Source organism: Curtobacterium guangdongense (assembly GCF_049341845.1).
GTDB classification, from domain to species: domain Bacteria; phylum Actinomycetota; class Actinomycetes; order Actinomycetales; family Microbacteriaceae; genus Curtobacterium; species Curtobacterium guangdongense.
Window position 1 is genome coordinate 69,345 of the sequence record NZ_JBMPIT010000002.1, and the last position, 18,404, is coordinate 87,748.

An 18,404-nucleotide genomic window follows, 5' to 3' on the forward strand; every position below is an offset into this window, starting at 1 on the left:
GGCCGCACCGCCGTCGACGCGACGTGCGCATCCAGGGCGGGTCGAGCCTCCGAGCCGGACCGCTCAGGCCACCCGCAACGCGACCCGCATGCTGTCGACCCGCTCCGCGATGACGGGATCGCCCGCCCACCGCTGCTGCAGGCGCCCGACGAGCTCGCCGACCTGCGTGCGGTCGAGCCCAGGGTGCAGCGCCAGCCCCACGGTCAGCTCCGGGCCGGCGAAGCGGCCGAGCGGGTCGCCCGGCTCGAGCTCGATGCGGGCGACGCTGCGCTCGCCGTCCACCGAGGCGGCGAAGGCGGCCGCGACGCCCGGGTCCTCGAAGCACGGCGTCCACGGCAGGTCCTGCCCGATCGCCCAGACCGCAGGCCGACGGAGGACGAACTCGCTCGCTGACGTCGGATCGAGCACCACGAGCTGGGTGTCCTCGCTCGCGGCGGCCATCGCGACCCGGCGGGACTCGACCGGGATCGGCCGTGCCGTGGCATCCCAGGCCTGCATCGCCGCCACCGAGGTGAACGCGGGCATGACGGTCCGGCCGTCCGGGCCGGCGACGGTGACGATCGAGAGCTCCTGCGTCTTGTCGACGAGCCGGCCGTCCGGGGTCTCCCCGACCTCGCCGGCCTCGGCGACGAGCGGGATCAGCAGGCGAGCCGCCCGCAGCGCCGAGACGACGTCGGCCTGTGATGCACCAGCGGGCAGCGCGGCGATCGCGGCGAGCACGGCCGGGTCGGCGAGCCCGTCGTCGTCGGCGAACGCGTCGTCGTGGCTGTCGAACGTCCGTCCGGCCCACGGGAACCCGGCGGAGTCCGCCGCGTGGTCGTGGGGCGTCGCTCCGTCCTCCGGTCCGCCGCCGCGCCCGTTCGAGATGCCCGCCATCCGACTACTCCGACGCGATGTCGAGCGCGGCCGGCAGCGTGAACGCGCCGGAGTACAGGGCCTTGCCGATGATCGCGCCCTCGAGCCCGTGTGGCACGAGCTCCCGCAGCGCGACGAGGTCGTCGAGCGTCGAGATGCCGCCGGACGCCACGACGGGCTGGTCGGTGCGGTCGCAGACCTGGCGCAGCAGCTCGACGTTCGGCCCCTGCAGCGTGCCGTCCTTCGTGACGTCCGTCACGACGTAGCGGGCGCACCCGGCGTCCTCGAGCCGGTCGAGGACCTCCCACAGGTCCCCGGCGTCCTCGGTCCAGCCGCGGCTGGCCAGGGTGGTGCCGCGGACGTCGAGCCCGACCGCGATCTGCTCGCCGTACTCCCCGATCACCCGCGCGGCCCACGCGGGGTTCTCGAGCGCAGCGGTCCCGAGGTTGACGCGTGCGGCGCCGGTCGCGAGCGCGGCTTCGAGCGACGCGTCGTCGCGGATGCCACCGGAGAGCTCGACCGAGACGCCGTGGACCTCCTTGATCGCGTGCGCGATCACCTTGCGGTTGTCGCCGCGACCGAACGCCGCGTCCAGGTCGACGAGGTGGATCCACTCGGCACCCTGGTCGCGCCAGGTCCGGGCAGCGGTCACCGGGTCGCCGTACGCAGTCTCACTGCCGACTTCGCCCTGGGTCAGGCGGACCGCCTGGCCGTCGACGACGTCGACGGCGGGCAGCAGGACGAGGGGCGGGGTCGAGGTCAGGTCGGTCATGGTCCTGTCGGTTTCGTTGCGGGTGCGGTGCCGGCTCGTGGCCGGACGGGAGGCTCGGTGCGGGTCCGGCACGCTCGTCACCTGGACCGTGGCCGAGCCCACGGCGCGGCGCGGGTCAGAGCGAATTCACCCAGTTGCGGAGCATCTGGATGCCCGGCTCGCCGGACTTCTCGGGGTGGAACTGGGTCGCGGTGAGGGGCCCGTTCTCGACGGCGGCGATGAACCGCTGACCGTGCTCGGCCCACGTGAGCTTCGGCGCGCGGAACGGCCCGTACGCCTCGAGCGGGAACTCGGTGACGCCGTACGAGTGGACGAAGTAGAAGCGCTCGTCACGGAGACCGTCGAACAACACGGAGTCCTCCGGGGCGTCGATCGTGTTCCAGCCCATGTGCGGCAGGACCTCGGCGTCGAGCTGCTCGACGATTCCGGGCCACTGCGCGAGGCCCTCGACGTCCGCGCCGCGCTCCACTCCGCGGGAGAAGAGCACCTGCATGCCGACGCAGATCCCGAGGACCGGGCGTCCGCCCGCGAGCCGGTGGTCGACGATCTCCCCGCCCTGGACGCCCTCGAGCTGGTCGATGACGGCCGCGAACGCACCGACGCCGGGGACCACCAGCCCGTCGGCGTCGAGCGCCGTGCGCTTGTCGGCCGTCAGCGTGACCGCTGCGCCGGCACGCTCGAGCGCCTTCGCAGCGGAGTGCACGTTCCCCGACCCGTAGTCGAGGACGACGACGTTCGGCTTCGCGGTCACAGTGCGCCCTTGGTCGAGGGGATGCCGTCGACGCGCGGGTCGAGCTCGACCGCACGGCGCATCGCCCGCGCGAACGCCTTGAACTCCGCTTCCGCGATGTGGTGCGGATCGCGGCCTTCGAGCACGCGGACGTGCACGGTGATGCCCGCGTTGAACGTGATGGCCTCGAACACGTGGCGGACCATCGAGCCGGTGAAGTGGCCGCCGATGCGGTGGAACTCGAAGCCGGCCGGTTCGCCGGAGTGCACGAGGAACGGGCGGCCGGAGACGTCGACGACCGCCTGCGCCAGTGCTTCGTCGAGCGGGACGAGCGCGTCGCCGTACCGACCGATGCCGGACCGGTTGCCGAGCGCCTGCTTGAGCGCCTGACCGAGCACGATCCCGGTGTCCTCCACCGTGTGGTGCACGTCGATGTCGGTGTCCCCGGAGGACTGCACCCGGAGGTCGATCAGGGAGTGCTTGCTGAACGCGGTCAGCATGTGGTCGAAGAACGGAACGCTCGTCGCGATCTCGGACTTGCCGGTGCCGTCGAGGTCGAGCGACAGGGAAACGGTCGATTCACTCGTCGAGCGGGTGATCTCGGCGGTACGCGCGGTCATGCTGCAACCCTAACCGGCGGCTGTTCGGCGGCCACCTGGCGCATGGCGTCGAGGAACGCGGTGGTCTCTTCCTCGGTACCGGCGCTCACCCGGAGGTGGTTCGGGATGCCGAGGTCTCGGACGATCACGTCGTGTTCGAGCAGCGACTCGAAGGCCGCACGCGGGTCGGCCACGCCGCCGAAGAGCACGAAGTTCGACCACGTCTCGTACGGCGAATACCCCATCGCGCGGAGCTCCACGACCATGCGGTCGCGCTGGTTCCGGATGTCGTCGACCATCGCGAGCATCTCCGGTGCGTGCCGGAGCGCCGCGACCGCCGCCGCCTGGGTGAGCGCGGACAGGTGGTACGGCAAGCGGACGAGGCGGAGGGCGTCGATCACGGCGGGGTGTGCCGCGAGGTACCCGACGCGGGCGCCCGCGAACGCGAACGCCTTGCTCATCGTGCGGGACACGACGAGGCGTTCGCGACCGGGCAGCAGCGTCAGCGCGGTCGGCTGCCCCACCGGCATGAACTCGGCGTACGCCTCGTCCACCATGACGATGCCGTCGGTGGCGTCGTAGACGGCTTCGATCGTCGCGAGGTCCAGCGGGGTGCCCGTCGGGTTGTTCGGCCCGCAGAGGAACACGACGTCCGGGCGGTGCGCACGCACGGCTGTGACGGCGGTCTCGGGCGAGATGCGGAACTCGGCATCGCGCTCGGCAGTGATCCACCGTGTGCCGGTCCCTGACGCGATGATCGAGTGCATCGAGTAGGTGGGCGGGAAGCCGAGCACGCTGCGCCCCGGGCCGCCGAATGCCTGGAGGAGCTGTTGGATGACCTCGTTCGAGCCGTTGGCCGCCCAGATCTGTTCGGCCGTGAGGTCGTGCCCGAGGTACCCCGCGAGCGATTCGCGCAGCTCGGTGAACTCACGGTCCGGGTACCGGTTCACCGTCCCGAGCGCCCGACGGACCGACTCGACGATGTCGTCCGCGACGTCCTGCGGCACCGGATGCGTGTTCTCGTTGACGTTGAGCTGCACGCGGACGTGCTTCTGCGGTGCCCCGTAGGGGCTCTGACCGCGGAGGTCGTCTCGGATCGGGAGGTCTTCGAGCGTGAATGCCACCGATCCATCGTAGAGCGGCGCGGCTCCACGGTGACCGGCCGTCCGGACGGTCATGCGCTGGACCCTGCCGACGCGGTCAAGGGGCCGGGCCGTCGACTCTTCGCGCTCTGCTTACTCCGCGGGGCCTACTTGGCCGGCGCCTACTTGGCCGGGACCTACTTGGCCGGGGCGTACTTGACCGGGATCGCGATCTGCTCGCCGGCCTGGACGCCGGAGCCGTCGAGCGCGTTGAGGCTCACGACGTCCGCGATGAAGTCACGCGGGTCCGCGTTCGGTGCGGTCTGCTCGGCGAGCTGCCAGAGCGTCTCCCCGGGTTCGATGGTCACCGTCTGGAAGTGCACGTCCGCTGCGGTGTTGCCGGCAGCGGCCTGGCCACCGTTCAGCGCGAACAGGCCGACGACGATCAGGACCGGCAGGGCGGCGAGCGTCGTGAAGACCACGCGGCCGCGGCGCGTGAGGCGGAGCCGGGTACGGACGGCCGTGCCCTGCATGTCTGCGAGTGCGATGGTGCTCATGTCGTGGTGCCTTCCTGCTCTGGTGAACCGAAGCGATGTACCGAACATACGTTCGAACGGACGGACGCACAAGTCCCCTGGAGACATTTCCGGGGAGTTTTTGTGCGACACGCTCGAACAGGTGTTTGTCCGGCAGCATGCGGTCGGATACTGTTTCGACTGACTGGGACAAGCCTGACGGGGACCACCGACATTCCCGCAGAGGCCGTCCTCGGTCCGACCAGAAGGCGAGACGACGTGGCGGACGAACTGCGGGGACAGAAACCGCTGACGGCGAAGCAGCAGGCGATCCTCGACGCGATCCGTGCGTCGATCGCCAGCCGGGGGTACCCGCCGAGCATGCGTGAGATCGGCGACGCTGCCGGCCTCTCGTCACTGTCGAGCGTGTCGCACCAGCTCGGTCAGCTGGAGCTCGGCGGCTGGATCCGCCGTGATCCCAACCGTCCTCGGGCGCTCGAGGTCCTGGTCGACGAGCAGACGCCCGACGCGGACGGCCCCGATGTGGACGCCACGACCCTCGTCCCGCTCGTCGGTCGCATCGCCGCGGGTGTCCCCATCACCGCAGAGCAGCACGTCGACGAGATCATCCCGCTCCCCCGTCAGCTCGTCGGCACCGGAGACCTCTTCATGCTCAAGGTCGTCGGCGAGTCGATGATCGACGCGGCGATCTGCGACGGCGACTGGGTCGTCGTCCGGTCGCAGCAGACCGCCGAGAACGGCGACGTCGTCGCCGCGATGCTCGACGAGGAAGCCACGGTCAAGGTCTTCCGGCAGCGGGACGGTCACACGTGGCTGCTCCCCCGCAACTCCGCGTTCGAGCCGATCCTCGGCGACGCCGCGACTGTGCTCGGCAAGGTGGTCGCCGTCCTCCGCAGCATCTGACGCGCGTCCCGCTAGGCGTCGAGGGAACAGAAAACGTCGGGTCACCCAGCGTGACCCGACGTTTTCTGTTCCCTCGATGTGGTGGCGGCACCGCGCGCGGGCGGGACGCGACCGGCGGAGGCGAGCCGGGCCTCCAGGCCGACGAGGCGACCCTGCGGGGACTAGGCCGTCGTGACGGGCGCGACCACGAACGGGTCGAGCTCGGCGACCTGGCGCTGGAAGACCCGAACGCGCAGTCGCGTCCCCGCCTCGACGTAGTCCACGGACTCGACCGCACCCGCGTCGTGCAGGGACGACACCAGGTCACCACGCTCGTACGGGATCACCACGGTGAGCTCGACGTCGGGCTCGGGGAGCCGCGCCTCGATCGCCCGGAGGAGCTCCGGGATGCCCTCGCCGGTGCGCGCAGAGACGAACACGGCGTCCGGGGCGAGGCCCACGAGCACGAGCCGCTGCGCGTCGTCGATGAGGTCCGACTTGTTGAACGCGACGATCTCGGGGATGTCCCGGGCGCCGACGTCGCCGATCACGTCCCGGACGGTCGCGAGCTGGGCTGCGGGGTCCGGGTGCGACCCGTCGACCACGTGCACGATGACGTCGGCCTCGCCGACCTCTTCGAGCGTGGAGCGGAACGCCTCGACGAGCTGGTGCGGCAGGTTCCGCACGAAGCCGACCGTGTCCGCGAAGGTGTACTCGCGGCCCTTGCCGGTGTTCGTGCGGCGGATCGTGGAGTCCAGCGTCGCGAAGAGCTGGTTCTGCACGAGCACGCCGGCGCTCGTCAGCCGGTTGAGGAGCGACGACTTGCCCGCGTTCGTGTACCCGGCGATCGCGACGCTCGGCACCTCGTTGCGGTGACGGTCGGCGCGCTTTGCCTCTCGCGCGGGACGGAACGACGCGATCTGTCGACGCAGCTTCGACATCCGCGTGTGGATGCGGCGACGGTCGAGCTCGATCTTCGTCTCACCCGGACCACGCGAACCCATGCCGGCGCCGCCGGAGACCTGCCCACCGGCCTGACGGGACATCGACTCACCCCAACCGCGCAGTCGCGGCAGGAGGTACTCGAGCTGGGCGAGCTCGACCTGCGCCTTGCCCTCGCGGCTCTTCGCGTGCTGGCTGAAGATGTCGAGGATCACGGCGGTCCGGTCGATGACCTTCACCTTGACGACGTCCTCGAGCGCACGCCGCTGGGACGGTGCGAGCTCGGTGTCGGCGATCACGGTGTCGGCCCCGGTGGCCTTGACGACCATGGCGAGCTCTTCCGCCTTGCCCTTGCCGAGGTACGTCGAGGGGTCGGGGTGGGGCCGCCGCTGCAGCAGCCCGTCGAGGACCACGGCGCCAGCGGTCTCGGCGAGTGCCGACAGCTCACGGAGCGAGTTCTCGGCGTCGGCCGCGTCGCCCTGGGCGTACACGCCGATGAGGACGACCTGCTCGAGCCGGAGCTGCCGGTACTCGACCTCGGTGACGTCCTCGAGCTCGGTGGAGAGACCGGCCACGCGGCGCAGCGCTGCGCGGTCGTCGCGGTCGTACTGGTCGCCGTCACCGGCCCAGCCGTGCTCGTCGACCGAGCGGGTCTGGATCGCCTGTGCGGGCGCGAAGATGGACGAGCTGGCTCGCGAGTCGGCGTTGCGCAGCACGCGCTCGACGACGCCGTCGCCTTCAGCTTGGTTGTGGGTATCCGTCATGCTGTCCACAGGGTACCTCTGCGGGCTCCAGGACACACGGGGTTGCCGGTACGGTTCATCCATGGCGAACGACCACTACTTCTCGGCCACCCCGGAGAGCCAGGCGCGACCGCGCCAGATCCACGTGACGCTGGCGGGTCGTTCCCTGTCACTGACCACTGCGTCCGGGGTCTTCAGCCCGGACGGCATCGACCGCGGGACCCGCGTGCTGCTGGGCTCCGTGCCGCCGCCCGCGCACGACGGCGCACTCCTCGACGTCGGTTGCGGGTGGGGTCCGATCGCGATCACCATGGCGCTCCACTCCCCGGACGCGCAGGTCTGGGGCGTCGACGTCAACGAGCGCGTGCTCGACCTGGCGCGCGCCAACGCCGAAGCCGCCGGGGTCACGAACGTGTCGATCGGGGTGCCCGCCGACGTCCCGGCGGACCTGCGCTTCCGGACGATCTGGTCGAACCCGCCGATCCGCGTCGGCAAGGACGAGCTCCACGACATCCTGATGACCTGGCTGCCCCGGCTCGAGGTGTCCGGCGACGCCTGGCTCGTCGTGTCGAAGGACCTCGGTGGCGACTCGTTGCAGCGGTGGCTCCACGACACGCTCGGGGCGTCGTTCCACGTCACGAGGGCGTCGACCGACAAGGGGTTCCGCGTCCTGCGCGTGCACCGGACGGCGGAGTAGCGCGCGGCTGCGCGCCCCGCTCCCGTGCCGGCTCCGCTCAGAACCGCGATCCGGATACCGAACCTCGAGGATGCGCGGTTCCGTGTCCGGACCGCGGTTCCGAGCCCCGACAGCCCCTGCAGCGCGCCGCGGCCCGCCCGCGCAGGCGTCAGACCGTCAAGTCGCCGGAGAACACCAGCTCGGCCGGCCCGGCGAGCGACACGTGCTCGCCGTCCTCGGCCGCGAACATCCGCACCGTCACGACGCCCCCAGGGACCCGCACCCGCCAGGTGTCCGGCGCGCTGGCCCCCGCCCAGTACCGCGTCGCGAGTGCCGCAGCGACCGCCCCGGTGCCGCAGGACAGCGTCTCGCCGCTCCCCCGCTCGTGCACCCGCATCGTGATCTGCCCGACGCCGTCCTGCACCAGGGGCTCACCAGGCAGCACGAACTCGACGTTCGCACCGGCTGCCGGCGCCGGGTCGAGCACGGGGACGTACGTCAGGTCGAGGTCGGCGAGCTCGTCCTCCGTCGCGACGGCGACCACCACGTGCGGGTTGCCGACGTCGATGCCGAGGCCCGGGCGGGCGCGATCGAGGTTCTTCGCGCGGACGAGCACGTCGGAGGACCCGCCGCCCTCGATGCCGAGGTCCCATCGCCCGAGATCCGCGGCGAACCCGTTCGCCTGCCGCTGGATGTCGACGATGCCCTTGCGGCTGCCGACGGACAGCGTCTCGCCCGGTTCGAGGTCCACGAGCCCCGACTCGGTCAGGTAGCGCGCGAAGACACGGATGCCGTTCCCGCACATCTCCGCGACCGTGCCGTCGGCGTTGTGGTAGTCCATGAACCACGTGACCTCGGGAGCGGACGCCGCGATGGCGCGGCCCTCGGGGAGGGCGTCAGCGCGCACCGCCCGGATCACGCCGTCGGCCCCCACGCCGAACCGTCGGTCGGCGATCGCGCGGATCCGCTCCGGGGTCAGGTCGACCGTGGCGTCCGGGTCGGCGAACAGGACGAAGTCGTTGCCGGTCCCCTGGCCCTTGGTGAAGTGCAGCTCGGTCACGGGACGATCCTACGGGCCACGTCCGAGAGCTCCTGCCGGTCGGCGCCCGTCACGTCGAGGTCCTCGGCCTCTGCGTACCGCTTGAACCACGAGACCTGTCGCCTGGCGTACTTCCGCGTCGCCACCGCGGTCGCTTCGACGGCATCGGCGACCGTCGCGTCGCCGCGCAGGACGTCGAGCGCCTGGGAGTACCCGATCGCGGCACGCGCCGTGCGTCCCTGCTCGAGCCCGCGCGTCCGCAGCGCGGCGACCTCGTCGACGAGTCCGTCGCGGAACATGCCCGCTGCGCGGTCGTGGAGCGCCGCGACGAGCTGCGCACGATCGCGACGCAGGTGCAGGACACGGGCGGGTCGCCACGCGCGCGGCGCAGACGGGAGGCTCGGGGTGACCCGGTCGGACCGGCTCGCGATCTCCACGGCGCGGATCAGCCGCCGTGGGTTGCGGACGTCGATCGTCTCGGCAGCCGCCGGGTCGAGTTCGCGCAGCCGCGCGAGCAGGACGTTCGGTCCGGCCTCCGCGTGCTCGCGTTCCAGCGCCGCGCGGAGTTCCGGGTCGGTGCCGGGGAACGCGAGGTCGTGCAGGACGGACGAGACGTACAGGCCGCTGCCCCCGACGAGGACCGCGACCCCACCGTCGTCGACGATGCGGCCGATGGTTGCTCGTGCGTCGTGCTGGTAGGCCGCGACGCTCGCCTCGTCGGTGACGTCGAGCACGTCCAACTGGTGGTGCGGGATGCCGTGCCGCTCACCGAGCGGGACCTTCGCGGTGCCGATGTCCATGCCGCGGTAGAACTGCATCGCGTCGGCGTTGACGATCTCGGCGTTCCGGCCGCTCGCACGGTGTCGATCAGCGATCGCGATCGCCAGGTCGGACTTGCCGGTGCCGGTCGCGCCGACGACGGCGATCAGCGAGACGCTGTCAGCCGCGGGCCCGCCTGACTCGTCGTACGGCCCCGGGAGGGGGTCAGCGGCCGACACGGAGGGTCGGCAGACCGAGCGACACCGGCTTCGGCCCGTCACCGGGGGCCGTCGGCGTGGGGACGGCGCAGGACTCCGCCTGCGCACGGTCCCACGCCTCGCCGGCGCGGGTGCGCCGGATGCGGAGCGGCTGGTCGGAGTCGGCGATGAGGAAGTGCGGCGCAGCGCGGGTCACCTCGACCGTGACGACATCGCCGGGGCGCGGGACGTCGGAACCCGCCGGCACCGAGAAGTGCACGAGACGGGAGTCCTCCGCTCGGCCGGACAGCCGGTGCGTGGTGTCGTCCTTCTTGCCCTCGCCGGTGGCCACCAGGACGTCGATCGTGCGACCGACCTGCCGCTGGTTCTCCTCCGCGGTGATGCGGTCCTGCAGGGCGGTGAGCCGCTCGTAGCGCGCCTGGACGACCTCTTTCGGGAGCTGGTCGTCCATCGTGGCCGCCGGCGTCCCGAGGCGGATGGAGTACTGGAAGGTGAAGGCCGACGCGAACCGGGCCTGTTCGACGACCCGCATCGTGCCCTCGAAGTCGGCCTCCGTCTCGCCGGGGAACCCCACGATGATGTCCGTGGAGATCGCCGCGTTCGGGATCTTGGCGCGCACGCGGTCCAGGATCCCGAGGAACCGCTCGCTCCGGTAGCTGCGGCGCATCGCTTTGAGGACGCGATCCGACCCGGACTGCAGCGGCATGTGCAGCTGCGGCATCACGTTCGGGGTCTCTGCCATCGCGTCGATGACGTCGTCGGTGAACGCCGCCGGGTGCGGACTCGTGAACCGCACGCGCTCGAGGCCCTCGATCTGCCCGGCCGCGCGCAGCAGCTTCCCGAACGCCTGCCGGTCCCCGAACTCGACGCCGTACGAGTTCACGTTCTGGCCGAGCAGGGTGACCTCGATCGCGCCGTCGTCGACGAGTGCCTGGATCTCCGCGAGGACGTCACCGGGACGACGGTCCTTCTCCTTGCCACGGAGCGACGGGACGATGCAGAACGTGCAGGTGTTGTTGCAGCCGACGGAGATCGACACCCACCCACTGTGCGTCGAGTCGCGCTTGGTCGGCAGTGTCGACGGGAAGACGTCCAGGGACTCGAGGATCTCGAGCTGCGCCTCGCCGTTGTGCCGAGCGCGCTCGAGCAGCGTCGGCAGCGACCCCATGTTGTGCGTACCGAAGACGACGTCGACCCACGGCGCCTTCTCGAGGATGACGTTCTTGTCCTTCTGCGCCAGGCAGCCGCCGACCGCGATCTGCATGCCGGGGTGCTCCCGCTTGATGCCCGCGAGCTGCCCGAGGTTGCCGTAGAGGCGGTTGTCGGCGTTCTCGCGCACTGCGCACGTGTTGATCACGACGACGTCCGCCTGGGCGCCGTCCGCCGCGACGTACCCGGCGGCCTGCAGCGACCCGCTGAGACGCTCGGAGTCATGCACGTTCATCTGGCACCCGTAGGTGCGGACCTCGTAGGTGCGGGGCTGCGCTGCGACGGTGGCCATGGTCGTCCCAGTGTAAATCGGCGCGCGGTGAATCGGTGCCTACTCGAACCGGACCGTGCCGCGCGGCCCGCCCTTCCGCGGTCCACCGCCGTCGAGCGCGCGCTCCACCGCGATCCGCACGACGCCGCCGTTGTAGCCCTTGCGCATGAGGAAGCCGGAGAGCCGGCGCTCTGCGGTCGCACGGTCGAGGCCCCGGAGCTGACCGGCACGCTTCTCGGCGAGCTCGATCGCACGGATGAACTCGTCGTCATCGTCGTCCGCCGCGGCGTCGAGGGCGGCGTCGATCGCCGCCTGGTCGATGCCACGACGACGGAGCTCGGCGACGACCCCCTGCCGACCGAGCCCCTTGCGGTCGTGGAGTCGGTCCACGAGGTCGGTCGCGAGGGCGACGTCGTCGAGCAGTCCCACCCGGGTGAGGCGTTCGACCTCGTGCTCGACCACGTCCGGGTCGAGGTCGTTGCCCCGGAGCATCGTCCGGAGCTCGGACTCGCTCACACCCTTGCGGCCGAGGGCGCGCATGCTGAGCCGCTCGGCGTCCGCACGTTGTTCGTCCAGCGGCCGTGGTGCGTCAGCGGGGTCGATCTCGTCACCGCCGGCGATCGAGAACACCGACGCCGTCGTGGCATCGGCCTCGTCGATGTCGTAGCCGTCCTGCTCGGCACGGGCACTGCGACCGGAGCCGTCCCCGACGACCGGTGAGACCCACTCGGACTGCGCACGGTGCCCGCGGAGCGGAACCGGCGCGCTCGCATCGGCGGCGCCGGCGTCCGGCGTTGTCGCCACGCCGGGGGCCTCCGCTTCGGTCTCCGGCTCCGGGAGCGGCGGTGTCCGACGGCGGCGGGACCTCGCACCGAACAGGTCGGTGACCGGTGCGAGGTCGTCGCTGCCGTCGTCGTGCCCGGTCACGCGCCCTTGCGTGCGGTGAGCTTGGCTTCGAGCGACTCGACCGGTGCCGTTGCTTCTTCGGTGGCCTTGGCCCCACCGATGCCGAGCTTGGCGAGGATCTTGCCCTCGATCTCCGCGGCGATCTCCGGGTTCTGGATCAGGAAGGAACGCGAGTTCTCCTTGCCCTGCCCGAGCTGGTCGCCGTCGTAGGTGTACCAGGCGCCGGACTTCTTGACGATGCCGTGGTCCACGCCGAAGTCGAGCAGCGAGCCTTCACGCGAGATGCCCGTGCCGTAGAGGATGTCGAACTCCGCCTGCTTGAAGGGCGGCGCCATCTTGTTCTTGACGACCTTCACGCGGGTGCGGTTGCCGACGGCGTCGGTGCCGCTCTTCAGCGTCTCGATGCGACGGATGTCGAGGCGGACCGACGCGTAGAACTTCAGCGCCTTACCGCCGGACGTGGTCTCCGGGGAGCCGAAGAACACACCGATCTTCTCGCGCAGCTGGTTGATGAAGATCATCGTGGTCTGCGTCTGGTTCAGCCCACCGGCGAGCTTGCGGAGCGCCTGCGACATGAGTCGTGCCTGGAGGCCGACGTGGGAGTCGCCCATCTCGCCTTCGATCTCGGCGCGGGGCACGAGGGCCGCGACGGAGTCGATGACGATCAGGTCGATCGACCCGGAGCGGACGAGCATGTCGGCGATCTCGAGCGCCTGCTCGGCGGTGTCGGGCTGCGACACGAGCAGCGCGTCGATGTCCACGCCGAGCTTCTTGGCGTACTCGGGGTCGAGCGCGTGCTCGGCGTCGATGAACGCGGCGATGCCACCGTTGCGCTGCGCGTTCGCGATGGCGTGGATCGTCAGGGTGGTCTTACCCGAGGACTCCGGGCCGTAGATCTCGATGATGCGGCCACGCGGCAGCCCACCGATCCCGAGCGCGACATCGAGGGCGACGGAACCGGTCGGGATGGTCGCGACCGGTGCACGCTCGTCGGAGCCGAGGCGCATCACCGCGCCCTTGCCGAACTGCCGGTCGATCTGGGCGAGTGCGGTCTCGAGGGACTTCTCGCGGTCTGCGGGTGATGGCATGGTGTGCTCCTTCGTGCTCGATGTCGGCCGCCTGTAGGCTGTCCCGTCCCCCGGGGCCGGTGGTGCAAGGCCCCTGGTTCTTCGACAAGGCTTCGGACGTTCCCGATGGCTTCGAACCTAGGGCGGGCCACCGACATCGATGCCGATCACCGCGCTGACTGTGGATGAATCCGTCGATCACGCCGCTGTGCAGGAAGCTACCACCCATCGAACACGCGTTCGAGCGACACGCCGAACACATGTTCGGTCGCGGAACGCTAGTCGCGCGGCTCCAACAACCCCTTCCCGTGTCGCCGGTCCTGCGGGACGTCCTGCGAGTCACACAGCGCGTCCCACACCTTCCGGGTGTCGATCCCAGCGGCGATCGCATCGGCAGCGGAGCGCCCGCCGAGCCCCTCGAGGACCACGTCACGGGCGACGACCGCCCCGTACGCCTCGCCGAAGACCTGGTCGACGGCTCGCCAGAACTCACTCACACGCATCAGACCACCCTAAGCGTCAGCACGAACGGCGAACGCCCCCGCCGGCGGACCGACGGGGGCGTTCGTGTGCAGTGCGTCTCAGCGCACCGCGAGGTCGTTGTCGAACTCGGCGACGAGTTCGTCCGGGAGCGTGTCCGGGACCGGGGTGAGACCTTCCACCACGGCGAGGCGGTCTCCCACCTCGCGCATGATCGTGGAGATCGGGGTGTCCAACGCATCCGCAACGGAGGCGAGGATCTCCGAGCTGGCCTCTTTCTGACCACGCTCCACCTCACTGAGGTACCCGAGAGCAACGCTGGCCTTGGACGCGACCTGACGGAGGGTCCGGCCCTTCTGCAAGCGGAAGTCCCGCAGAACGTCGCCGATTTCCTGACGAACGAGAACCATGAGAACTCCTCCTCTCTGTCGTCTCCGCGCCCGACCGGCCAGGGTGACCGGGTTCGGGTTCAGCAACAGTAGCGTTGCCGGTTGCAGCATGCTAGCCACCTGGGCTGCCGTCCTGCTGGAGATTGCGTGAGATGTAACCCAGCGGTAACGCGGGCTATTCCCCGGTCTCGAGCGTGGCGTGCAGCCTTGTCAGGAGTTCGGAGACAGCGGCCTGTCGGATTGCCTGCCGGTCCCCGTCCAGGTGCAGTTCGAACGCCCGAGCGCCCGCCGCCGATGCGATGCCGACGAACACGGTGCCGACGGGCTGCCCGTCCTGCGGGTCCGGTCCGGCGACACCCGTCGTCGAGATTCCCCACGTCGCGGGCGCACCGTCGACCGCGAGTGCGGTCCGTACCCCGGTCGCCATCTGCTCGGCCACGGTCGGGTCGACCGCGCCGTTGCTGGCGAGCAGTGCGACTGAGACGCCGAGCACGGACGCCTTGACGGGTGTCGCGTACGCCACGACTCCCCCACGGACGACGGCGCTCGCCCCGGGGACTCCCACGAGCTCCGCCACGACGAGACCGCCGGTGAGCGACTCCGCCACGGCGACGGTCTCGCCCCGCGCGATCAGCGCCGCGACGACCGAGGAAGCCAGGCTCACGCTGCGGTCCGGTTGTGCTTCCACGCCTGCCACAGGTAGTCCAGTCCGCTCCACACGGTGGCGATGAACGCGGCGGTCATCAGGATGCCGTTCGTCCAGTGGGCGAAGTCGCCGGCGAAGTTCCACCAGGGGAAGAGCGCGAGCGTGATCGCGACCGCCTGCAGGACGGTCTTGATCTTCCCGCCGCGGCTCGCCGGGATGACCCGGTCGGACAGCACGGCGAAGCGGAACACCGTGATGCCGATCTCGCGCACCATGATCAGGACCGTCACGTACCAGGGCAGTTCACCGAGGATCGAGAGGGCCACGAGTGCTCCTCCGATGAGCACCTTGTCGGCGATCGGGTCGACCAGCTTGCCGAAGTCCGTCACCAGGTTCTGCCGGCGGGCGATGATGCCGTCGGCGCTGTCCGTGACGATCGCCACGACGAAGAGCACGGCGGCCCAGATGCGTGTCGGCCCGTCCTGCCCGGCATCGGCCAGGAGCAGGACGAAGAACAGCGGCGCCATCAGGATCCGGATGACGGTGATGATGTTCGCGACGTTCGCCGTCGACGCGGGGCCCGGTCCCTTGCGGATGAGACGTCCCCGCCATGGGAACCGCTTCGTGTTGGTGCCTTCCGAGGCGGTCATCGTCTTCACTCCCTGCCCGTGAGGCCCCAGGCGTCCTCGTCCGGTTCTTCCTCGACTCGATCGTACCCGCGCGTCATGTCACCGACTGGGTCAGCGCTGTACCGGTCCTCGTCGTCGGACGGAGACGAGACCGGCGGCGACACCGGTGCCGACGACGGCGCTGCCGCAGCGGGCTCGGGCGGCGGTTCCTCACCGCGGAGCTTCGCGAGCACCGCCGGCAGCTGGTCGCCGGTGACGAGGACGTCTCGCGCCTTCGACCCCTCGGACGGGCCGACGATGTCGCGCGACTCCATGAGGTCCATCAACCGCCCGGCCTTCGCGAACCCGACGCGGAGCTTCCGCTGGAGCATCGAGGTCGAACCGAACTGCGTGGAGACGACTTGTTCGACCGCGGCCAGGAGCAGCTCGAGGTCGTCGCCGATGTCGGCGTCGATCTCCTTGCGCTCGACCACGGCCTGGACGTCCTGGCGGTACTCGGGCTGGGCCTGCCGGGTGACGTGCTGGACGACCTCCGCGACCTCGCTCTCCTGCACCCACGCACCCTGCACGCGGACGGCCTTCGACGACCCCATCGGCAGGAAGAGCGCGTCGCCCTGCCCGATGAGCTTGTCCGCGCCGGGCTGGTCGAGGATGACACGCGAGTCGGTGACGCTCGTCACGGCGAACGCGATCCGCGACGGGACGTTCGCCTTGATGAGGCCGGTGATGACGTCCACCGACGGCCGCTGCGTCGCGAGCACCAGGTGGATGCCGGCGGCACGGGCGAGCTGGGTGATTCGGACGATCGACTCCTCGACGTCCCGCGGGGCGACGAGCATGAGGTCCGCGAGCTCGTCGACGACGACGAGCAGGTACGGGTACGGCTTGAGCTTCCGCTCGCTGCCGGCGGGCAGGACGATCTCGTCGTTCTCGATCGCCTTGTTGAAGTCGTCGACGTGCCGGAACCCGAACGACGCGAGGTCGTCGTACCGCATGTCCATCTCCTTCACGACCCACTGCAGCGCCTCCGCTGCCTTCTTCGGGTTCGTGATGATGGGCGTGATGAGGTGCGGGACCCCGGCGTAGATCGAGAGCTCGACGCGCTTCGGATCGACGAGGACCATGCGGACCTCGGACGGCTTCGCGCGCATCAGCAGCGAGGTGATCATCGAGTTGATGAACACCGACTTGCCGGACCCCGTCGAGCCGGCGACGAGCAGGTGCGGCATCTTCGCGAGGTTCGCGACGACGAAGCCGCCCTCGACGTCCTTGCCGACACCGATCGTCATCGGGTGCTTCGACTTGGTCGCCGCACTCGAGCGCAGGACGTCACCGAGGGACACGATCTCGCGGTCCGAGTTGGGGATCTCGACACCGATCGCGCTCTTGCCCGGGATCGGGGACAGGATGCGGACCTCGTTCGAGGCGACCGCGTACGACAGGTTCTTCGACAGCGCCGTGACCCGTTCGACCTTGACACCCGGGCCGAGCTCGATCTCGTACCGGGTCACCGTCGGGCCGCGGGAGAACCCGGTCACCTTCGCGTCGACCTTGAACTCGGTGAGCACACCCGTGATGGCCGCGACGATGTCGTCGTTCGCCTGGCTGCGCGCGACCGACGGCGTGCCGGCGCTCAGCGTCGTGGCCGCTGGGAGGCGGTACGGCTTCGACGGGTCGTCCGCCGAAGCCGCCGACATGGCGTCCTCCGCCTGGCCGGTCACGTCGTCGACGGGGTCCGCCGGGGCGGACGGGAGGCTCGGTGCGGCCGCCGCGGGCACGTCGCGTGCCGGACGGATCACCTCGGTCCGGTCGTCCGGGACGGGTGCGCCGAAGTCGCGGAGCGCCTGCTCGGCGCGGTCGAGGTCGGCGGCGACGTCGTGCTCGAGGGAGTCGTTGAGGTTCACCGATGCGGGCTCGGCCGGCGTGTGGTCGACCAGGCCGGCAGCGGCGCCAGCGTTCGGGCTCGGTGCCGGGGCGACCGCTGCGGTCGACGCCGGGATGACCGGGCTGTCGTACGCCGGGTCTTCTTCACGGCCGGACTTGTTGCGACGCCACCAGGGGATGTGCGCCTCGGCGTCGTCCGGCTGCTCGCCGTCGCCGAACCCGAGGTCGTCGAAGAGCTGCAGCCCCTGCGAGTCCGTCTTGCCCGCGATGCCCTTGCGCGGCGCCTTCGCCGGTTCGGCGGGCACGTCTTCCTCGGCAGCGGGGGCCGCCGCGCCGAAGAGGTACGCGTACAGCTCGTGGAGTCGCCGCCCGACCTTGTTCGGCGGCGTCTTGGTGATGATGAAGAGTGAGAGCACCAGCAGGACGATCGCCACCGGGACGGCGATCCAGACGGTGGCGACCGCGACGAGCCAGCCGATCACGACCCAGCCGATCACGCCACCAGCCGTGGCGAGCGCCGGCATGCCGTCGGACGCGCTCGGCTGCCCGCCGAAGACGTGGCACAGCGAGGAGATCGACACGAGCAGCAGCCCGAGGCCGATCCCGATGCGGGTGTTGTCGTGGACGGACGCCGGGTGCCGGAACAGCCAGCCGGCGAACACGACCATGATGACGGGGAGCGCGAAGGCCAGCCGGCCGAACAGCCCGCCGAACGTGTACGCGTCGAGCGCCACCGAGACGCCGTTCGACGGGTTGAGCCACTCTACGACCGCGCCGGCGATCGCCAGCACGAACAGGAAGAACGGGAAGCCGTCGCGACGCTGGTCCTTCTCGAGGGTCTCGGACCCGAGCAGCCGGAACATCGCGCCGACGCCGTGGGCCATGCCCATCCAGGCGGTCACGAGCGGGTTCTGCCCGGTGAACTCGACCGGGGGCTTCGCCTGCGCCAGCTTCTTCGTGGTGGCCTGCGTGCGCGACGTCCCGCGCGACCCGCTTCCACGGGACGACGATGACGCGCGTGAGCGCGTGGTCGACTTGGTGCCTCCGGCCATGGGGTAGACCCTAACGCCACCTGGGGACAAACCGAGGG

The 18,404-nt window shown here is 70.6% G+C and carries 19 protein-coding genes; 2 read left to right on the top strand and 17 right to left on the bottom strand.

Annotation, left to right across the window (positions count from 1 at the left end):
* Window positions 1–63 precede the first annotated feature (63 nt).
* The 6 genes from ACO0E1_RS02750 to ACO0E1_RS02775 form a co-directional block, all read right to left on the bottom strand.
* Window positions 64–876: an SseB family protein gene (locus ACO0E1_RS02750; RefSeq protein ID WP_422872792.1), complete on the bottom strand. Its 813-nt coding sequence runs from the start codon at window positions 874–876 to the stop codon at window positions 64–66.
* Window positions 877–880: 4 nt separating this feature from the next.
* Entirely contained in the window at window positions 881–1,627 is a 747-nt protein-coding gene (priA, locus tag ACO0E1_RS02755) for a bifunctional 1-(5-phosphoribosyl)-5-((5-phosphoribosylamino)methylideneamino)imidazole-4-carboxamide isomerase/phosphoribosylanthranilate isomerase PriA (RefSeq protein ID WP_422872793.1), read from the bottom strand.
* 115 nt (window positions 1,628–1,742) lie between these two features.
* A complete protein-coding gene (hisH, locus tag ACO0E1_RS02760; RefSeq protein WP_422872794.1) occupies window positions 1,743–2,378 on the bottom strand; it encodes an imidazole glycerol phosphate synthase subunit HisH in 636 nt (211 codons plus the stop codon).
* Entirely contained in the window at window positions 2,375–2,977 is a 603-nt protein-coding gene (hisB, locus tag ACO0E1_RS02765) for an imidazoleglycerol-phosphate dehydratase HisB (protein WP_422872795.1), read from the bottom strand. Before hisB ends, hisH begins: the two co-directional genes overlap by 4 nt.
* Complete coding sequence (locus tag ACO0E1_RS02770) at window positions 2,974–4,080, bottom strand: histidinol-phosphate transaminase (RefSeq protein WP_422872796.1); 1,107 nt, start codon at window positions 4,078–4,080, stop codon at window positions 2,974–2,976. Before ACO0E1_RS02770 ends, hisB begins: the two co-directional genes overlap by 4 nt.
* A 155-nt stretch (window positions 4,081–4,235) precedes the next feature.
* On the bottom strand, window positions 4,236–4,595 hold the full coding sequence (locus ACO0E1_RS02775; protein WP_422872797.1) for a hypothetical protein: 360 nt from the start codon (window positions 4,593–4,595) through the stop codon (window positions 4,236–4,238).
* A 237-nt stretch (window positions 4,596–4,832) separates the two neighbouring features.
* Here ACO0E1_RS02775 and lexA point away from each other — a divergent pair, with 237 nt between their 5' ends.
* The gene (lexA, locus tag ACO0E1_RS02780) at window positions 4,833–5,477 is read left to right on the top strand and encodes a transcriptional repressor LexA (RefSeq protein ID WP_422872798.1); all 645 of its coding nucleotides are present in this window, start codon (window positions 4,833–4,835) and stop codon (window positions 5,475–5,477) included.
* Between the two features lie 161 nt (window positions 5,478–5,638).
* Here the strand turns inward: lexA and hflX are convergent, their stop codons facing one another.
* Window positions 5,639–7,162, bottom strand: a complete 1,524-nt coding sequence (hflX, locus tag ACO0E1_RS02785) for a GTPase HflX (protein ID WP_281267456.1) — start codon at window positions 7,160–7,162, stop codon at window positions 5,639–5,641.
* Between the two features lie 61 nt (window positions 7,163–7,223).
* Here hflX and ACO0E1_RS02790 point away from each other — a divergent pair, with 61 nt between their 5' ends.
* Complete coding sequence (locus ACO0E1_RS02790) at window positions 7,224–7,838, top strand: class I SAM-dependent methyltransferase (RefSeq protein ID WP_422872799.1); 615 nt, start codon at window positions 7,224–7,226, stop codon at window positions 7,836–7,838.
* A gap of 148 nt (window positions 7,839–7,986) precedes the next feature.
* Here ACO0E1_RS02790 and dapF read toward each other — a convergent pair whose 3' ends face one another.
* The 10 genes from dapF to ACO0E1_RS02840 all read right to left on the bottom strand — a co-directional run bounded on the left by dapF (window position 7,987) and on the right by ACO0E1_RS02840 (window position 18,366).
* Window positions 7,987–8,877, bottom strand: a complete 891-nt coding sequence (gene dapF, locus ACO0E1_RS02795) for a diaminopimelate epimerase (RefSeq protein ID WP_422872800.1) — start codon at window positions 8,875–8,877, stop codon at window positions 7,987–7,989.
* Window positions 8,874–9,785, bottom strand: coding sequence for a tRNA (adenosine(37)-N6)-dimethylallyltransferase MiaA (miaA, locus tag ACO0E1_RS02800; RefSeq protein ID WP_422873115.1), 912 nt, complete (start codon window positions 9,783–9,785; stop codon window positions 8,874–8,876). The genes dapF and miaA overlap by 4 nt, the downstream gene beginning before the upstream one ends.
* A gap of 55 nt (window positions 9,786–9,840) precedes the next feature.
* Window positions 9,841–11,334, bottom strand: a complete 1,494-nt coding sequence (gene miaB / locus ACO0E1_RS02805; protein ID WP_422872801.1) for a tRNA (N6-isopentenyl adenosine(37)-C2)-methylthiotransferase MiaB — start codon at window positions 11,332–11,334, stop codon at window positions 9,841–9,843.
* Window positions 11,335–11,373: 39 nt separating this feature from the next.
* Entirely contained in the window at window positions 11,374–12,240 is an 867-nt protein-coding gene (locus tag ACO0E1_RS02810; RefSeq protein WP_422872802.1) for a regulatory protein RecX, read from the bottom strand.
* Window positions 12,237–13,307: a recombinase RecA gene (gene recA, locus ACO0E1_RS02815; RefSeq protein ID WP_281267451.1), complete on the bottom strand. Its 1,071-nt coding sequence runs from the start codon at window positions 13,305–13,307 to the stop codon at window positions 12,237–12,239. The genes ACO0E1_RS02810 and recA overlap by 4 nt, the downstream gene beginning before the upstream one ends.
* Before the next feature lie 257 nt (window positions 13,308–13,564).
* The gene (locus ACO0E1_RS02820; RefSeq protein WP_422872803.1) at window positions 13,565–13,789 is read right to left on the bottom strand and encodes a DUF3046 domain-containing protein; all 225 of its coding nucleotides are present in this window, start codon (window positions 13,787–13,789) and stop codon (window positions 13,565–13,567) included.
* Between the two features lie 78 nt (window positions 13,790–13,867).
* On the bottom strand, window positions 13,868–14,176 hold the full coding sequence (locus tag ACO0E1_RS02825; RefSeq protein WP_058725115.1) for a helix-turn-helix domain-containing protein: 309 nt from the start codon (window positions 14,174–14,176) through the stop codon (window positions 13,868–13,870).
* A 154-nt stretch (window positions 14,177–14,330) separates the two neighbouring features.
* Window positions 14,331–14,819, bottom strand: coding sequence for a CinA family protein (locus tag ACO0E1_RS02830; protein WP_422872804.1), 489 nt, complete (start codon window positions 14,817–14,819; stop codon window positions 14,331–14,333).
* Window positions 14,816–15,451: a CDP-diacylglycerol--glycerol-3-phosphate 3-phosphatidyltransferase gene (pgsA, locus tag ACO0E1_RS02835; RefSeq protein ID WP_422872805.1), complete on the bottom strand. Its 636-nt coding sequence runs from the start codon at window positions 15,449–15,451 to the stop codon at window positions 14,816–14,818. Before pgsA ends, ACO0E1_RS02830 begins: the two co-directional genes overlap by 4 nt.
* Window positions 15,452–15,456: 5 nt before the next feature.
* Window positions 15,457–18,366 (bottom strand): FtsK/SpoIIIE family DNA translocase, encoded by a 2,910-nt coding sequence (locus ACO0E1_RS02840; protein ID WP_422872806.1) that lies wholly within the window; start codon window positions 18,364–18,366, stop codon window positions 15,457–15,459.
* Between the last annotated feature and the right edge of the window lie 38 nt (window positions 18,367–18,404).